This window comes from Paenibacillus algorifonticola (assembly GCF_050481745.1).
GTDB classification, from domain to species: domain Bacteria; phylum Bacillota; class Bacilli; order Paenibacillales; family Paenibacillaceae; genus Pristimantibacillus; species Pristimantibacillus algorifonticola_A.
On the sequence record NZ_JBCNGR010000071.1, the window covers coordinates 1 to 4785 of the forward strand.

5 protein-coding genes and 2 pseudogenes are annotated in these 4785 nt (G+C 39.2%); 5 read left to right on the plus strand and 2 right to left on the minus strand.

The features are described from left to right. Positions 1–202 precede the first annotated feature (202 nt). Positions 203–695, plus strand: a pseudogene (locus tag ABEW34_RS31305) (transposase); the annotation flags it as partial. A 597-nt stretch (positions 696–1292) separates the two neighbouring features. On the opposite strand, the gene ABEW34_RS31310 reads toward ABEW34_RS31305, so the two are convergent. Together ABEW34_RS31310 and ABEW34_RS31315 are read right to left on the minus strand one after the other, a co-directional pair. After that, a complete protein-coding gene (locus tag ABEW34_RS31310) occupies positions 1293–1862 on the minus strand; it encodes a hypothetical protein (protein WP_430165597.1) in 570 nt (189 codons plus the stop codon). Further along, entirely contained in the window at positions 1832–2254 is a 423-nt protein-coding gene (locus ABEW34_RS31315; RefSeq protein WP_430165600.1) for a hypothetical protein, read from the minus strand. The genes ABEW34_RS31310 and ABEW34_RS31315 overlap by 31 nt, the downstream gene beginning before the upstream one ends. A 179-nt stretch (positions 2255–2433) precedes the next feature. On the opposite strand from ABEW34_RS31315, the gene ABEW34_RS31320 reads away from it, so the two are divergent. The 4 genes and pseudogenes from ABEW34_RS31320 to ABEW34_RS31335 all read left to right on the plus strand — a co-directional run. Continuing rightward, entirely contained in the window at positions 2434–2751 is a 318-nt protein-coding gene (locus ABEW34_RS31320; RefSeq protein WP_430165609.1) for a transposase, read from the plus strand. Further along, positions 2742–3212: an IS3 family transposase gene (locus tag ABEW34_RS31325; RefSeq protein WP_430165603.1), complete on the plus strand. Its 471-nt coding sequence runs from the start codon at positions 2742–2744 to the stop codon at positions 3210–3212. The genes ABEW34_RS31320 and ABEW34_RS31325 overlap by 10 nt, the downstream gene beginning before the upstream one ends. Before the next feature lie 12 nt (positions 3213–3224). Next, complete coding sequence (locus tag ABEW34_RS31330; RefSeq protein ID WP_430165606.1) at positions 3225–3668, plus strand: transposase; 444 nt, start codon at positions 3225–3227, stop codon at positions 3666–3668. A gap of 238 nt (positions 3669–3906) precedes the next feature. Then, positions 3907–4785, plus strand: a pseudogene (locus tag ABEW34_RS31335) (IS3 family transposase); the annotation flags it as partial.

Genomic DNA, 4785 nt, shown 5'->3' on the forward strand with positions numbered 1-4785 from the left:
CTGACCTCATAATACGACGGATATGATAGCTTAACAATAAGGGGTTATCACATATTAGACATGGATAGTATGTGATAACCCCTTATTTAATAATAGTTTATTAATTTAAGTCTTGATAATTTTCAGTCTAGTACTTTATTCTCTTTCTTCACGAAGAGTCTGTAAAATATTCTGTGTGAAGCATTTATTCCATTATTTTCGCGGAATAGACGTCACTCCCACTATGATTTCAAACGTAACGAACAAAATCGCAACCCTTATTAAAGGATGCCAGAGTCGACCTTTGCAAGGCATATGCGCGGTCGTATTTATGGATGCCACTCATTACAAATTGAAGCAAGACGGTGCCATTGTAAAAGGGCAGCCCGCATGATTATTGGCATCGCTAGCTGGCAACAAGGACGTGCTAGGCATGTGAATCGGGAAGCCGAGTAGGACCTAAAGAAGGTAACGGCTGACTTAAAGCCCACCTGCAAAGCAGTAACCGAAGAGGCTGCCTTACTCGATTGAGATCACTTTGAGAGCAATGGGGAAACAAATACCAGCTCGTGTTACGCTCATAGCGTACCAACCGGGATGAAATCGCCACCCATTTCAAATATCCCCCTGAGATTCGTAAACTCATCAATACGACCAAAATGATCGAGAGCTACCCCTGGCAGCTTAGGAAAATGAAAGCAGGAAGCTGCTATCCTTGGTAAGTCTCACTTAAAACAATTATTTATGACTGCAGATAACCAAGTTACCAATAATAAATTATCTTTTGAATCTAAACACGAAAAACCCTGATAGATCAACATTCTTGATCCTATCAGGGCATATTTAAGTCTCATATATTACTGTAATTTGTCTCATCTATTGATGAAATCAGTCTCATTTATTATTGTTACCCACAACACAATTATTGTGGGTAACAGTTATATTTGAGACAAACAACGTAAGAAAAAAGCCCATTTTATCTTTATAATTGAGATTTTAAATAACGTAAAATGAGACTTGTCGTAATTATTACAACAATAAATGAGACTTGTCGTTCTCTGTAGAAAATTCGTTTATATACTTACCGCTTTAAGACCTCTTTCATTTCGAATCAGATGTATATTGAATTATATGTTCTTTATTATTTCAAACGTTTGAGCTTAGAATATATAACCTAATACATACACATTTGATTTTAGTCTCACATTATTGTGGTCGTTAGCTTAACGAGCTACAGGATACACTCAACGCATACTTCACTAGCATGATGGATATTCCATGTTTTAATAATACAGTTCTCATTTCTCATTTTTCTACATCAATTTACTAAATCCCCTCTTACTTCTCGGAAATTTTTCTGCAAGTATTTCTAAGTCGTCATTAGAGTATTCCAACTTTTTTACTGTTTTTATAATAGTATTGCCGCCGGCTTTTGCTTCTTTTAGCCATTCAGTGAATTCACGTTTGTAGTTCAACAAATTAACTTCGACTAAACTATTTAAGATTACCTCAAATAGTTCCTGTAAATTATCTTCACTATAAAAACTATTAATTAAATCTTTCTGATTAAGTATCGTTTCTAAGATACCACTTAGACTAGAATCCTGATTTAATTTCTCAACACCAATGTTGATAATTTTTGCAACGTCTAAATTACTATCCATAGTATCAATAAGATAAGTTGTTAAATGAGTTGCTTGCTCATTATTTAGGGCTGTTTCATTTAAAATATCCATTAGCAAATGCTGCTTGGAATTATTCAACTTAATCCAATATTCCACATGTTCTAATTCTCCAGTTGAATATAAACCTTTAACTACAGATTTGAACGTATTGTCTTCAAAGTCTTCTCTTATTTCTTCAAGAACTTTAGTAAGATACACTTTTTGACCACTATCAATCCATTCGGTGTTTGAAAATAAAAATAAAACATCTTATCACTTGGTATATTTCTGTTTTTTATTATTATTTCATGACACACTTCCATATCAGTAGTCCACAATTCAATCGACAAATCAAGTAATTTTTCCCCTTCAGTCTCAGAAACCAATTTTTTTTCAACCATATTATTCAAAAATCTTAATATCCATGAAACAGAGTAGCTCGAATGGTAAGTCGATGCTACTACTACCGCAGCATTAAATATGGCTACAGGATTATAAGGGTTTAAGCTTTCATGCGATCTAGGAAGGTCATCTTTCAAAATCTTGCAGATATCATTATAATATTCTGGAGATGAACTGTTTCTTCCAGAACTCAGTAAAGTATTTAACATTGTACCAATAATTTCCCCCGGATCTGACAAAAGGAACTTTTTGGCGATAGGCAAAATGTTCTTTACATACTCAGGAGTATCGTACCATGAATTTAATTTATTAAAGATACCTATTTAGCCCCCTAGAGAACTTGGACACTAAGAGAGTGTATGAAGTACACTACTAGTGACAGGGGATGATGAAATTGAAACGAAATAAACACTCAAAAGAATTTAAACTGCAAGTCATAAAAGAAGCACTGGAAATAGGTAATAAAGCAGCCGTAGCAAGACGCTATGAGATTGCAGCAAATATGCTTCATCGTTGGACTAAAGAATATGAAGCTGGCAAGTTTGGAGAAGAATCGCTGGATTCGGTAACCGCCTTAGAATCCAAAGCACTGGCCCAAGAGAATAATCAGCTGAAACATCTCCTTGGAGAGCAGGCACTTGAGATTGCGATTCTTCGTGACTTAATAAAAAAGAAAAACCCTCATTTGCTGACAAAATGGAAGTAGCCGATTTCTACATCGAAAAGGGATATGCCATCCGGCTTGTTTTAAGGCTAGTGAGCATCCCAAGATCGAGCTACTATTACGACAAAAACGGTAAAGTAGCGAAGAAAACGGTGAGTGAGGGACGCTCAGCACCTGGTTATTCTTATCAAGAAAGTGGCGTGCATGTAGCCGATGAACAGATTGAAGAATGGCTGATGGAGCTGATTTCAGGCGATGGCTACAACTATGGATATCGTAAATTAACCGTGGATCTAAAGCGTACGTACAAGTTGATCATTAATAAGAAGAAGGTCTATCGTCTTTGCAAGAAGCTAGGTTTATTGAGGCCTCAACGTAAAGTAAAGACGAAATATCCTAGAAAATTGGCTCGTAATCGAATGATTACAGCATCGAATCAACTACTTGAAACCGACATTAAATACGGCTATATCGCAGGTGAAGATCGCTTTTTCTTCATTTAGTCGTTCATCGATGTGTACGATCGTTCCATTGTTTCCTATCCTATTGGACTCAGCTGTGAGGCTAAAGATGTGGTTCGGACGCTGCAGCAAGCTCTGCTGAAACGACAGCTATTTGATGTGCCTACAAAGCCAGTCGTACGCTCGGATAATGGGCCACAATTCGTTTCGGAGGCCTTTGAGTCGGCTTGTAAGGGCTTTGGAGTCCTGCATGAACGTATTCCGCCGCGAACGCCTAACATGAATGCTCATATTGAATCTTTTCATCGCATTCTTCAAGATGACTGTCTCTCTCGCTATGATTTTATGACGTATGGTGAGGCCTATGAGGCGGTTACCCATTTCATGATCTTCTACAATGAACGAAGAATTCATTCGAGTATTAAAGATCTGGCTCCTGCTGATTTTTACAAGCAGAACCTGATTCAGCCCATTCCAATTAAATCCGTCAGATTGTAGTTTGAAAAGCTTTGAAAGAACGAGATAAAGAGAGCATGTGTCCAAATTTAAGGGGTTAATCCGCTACCAGCTCAAACATGGTGATTGAGGGTGGTGGGGAGAACAGTTTTAAGAACGGGATCTATACTCCCTAAAAGGCCAACGTTCTTCCCGACTACTGCCATCTTAAAGTGCCTAATAAAATAAGCCAACCAGAAATCTCTGGCTGACCTAATAATACGAAAAAGGCCATGCACTACTTTGCAAAAGACCGGCGCTGATCTATGCCTTCATCCACGATCACCGCTTCCAGTGCCGTGTCGCAAAGCTATGTGCTGCTATGGGCGTTTCCAGAAGCGGTTATTACAAATGGACCACACGTAAAGTCAGCAAACGAGAGAAAAACCGTAAAAAGCTGGTACAGCGTATTCGGCGCATTTTTCTGGATTCCCGTAGGCTTTATGGAAGCCCGAAGGTTACAGAGATGCTTCATAAACAAGGCAGGAACGTTTCGGAGAAGACCGTCGCTCGAATGATGAAGGAGCAGGGTCTGAAATCCCGAACCGTTAAAAAATATAAAGCGACAACGAACTCCAAACATAACCTGCCCGTTGCCGAAAATATACTGGGCCGCAAATTTCGGCCAGAAGCGCCAAATCAAGCTTGGGTGACAGACATCACCTATATCTCTACGGATGAAGGATGGCTGTATTTGGCGAGCGTCATGGATTTGTACAGTCGTAAGATTGTCGGCTTTCAAATGAGTGATCGGATGACCAAGGAATTAGTTCTTCAGGCGCTTGATCGGGCGCATCAGCAGCAGCGTCCAACTGGTGAAGTCTTGCATCACTCTGATCGAGGCAGTCAGTATGCTTCTCATGACTACCAAGCCCGTCTAAAAACCTACAAGATGAAGGCGAGTATGAGTCGCAAAGGCAACTGCTATGACAATGCTTGCATTGAAGCGTTCCATAGCGTTCTTAAAAAGGAACTCATTTATTTGGAGCGCTTCAAAACTCGGGAGCAAGCACGCAAACGCATCTTTGAATACATCCTCTGCTTCTACAATGCCAAACGCATTCACTCGACCATCGGGTTTCTCACTCCCAATGAATGCGAACGCAGGTACCGAAAGGCT

Coding starts and splice junctions, on each gene's coding strand:
- ABEW34_RS31315 (WP_430165600.1), bottom strand. CDS start 2,254: ATGTTAAATACTTTACTGAGTTCTGGAAGAAACAGTTCATCTCCAGAA.
- ABEW34_RS31320 (WP_430165609.1), top strand. CDS start 2,434: ATGAAATTGAAACGAAATAAACACTCAAAAGAATTTAAACTGCAAGTC.
- ABEW34_RS31325 (WP_430165603.1), top strand. CDS start 2,742: ATGGAAGTAGCCGATTTCTACATCGAAAAGGGATATGCCATCCGGCTT.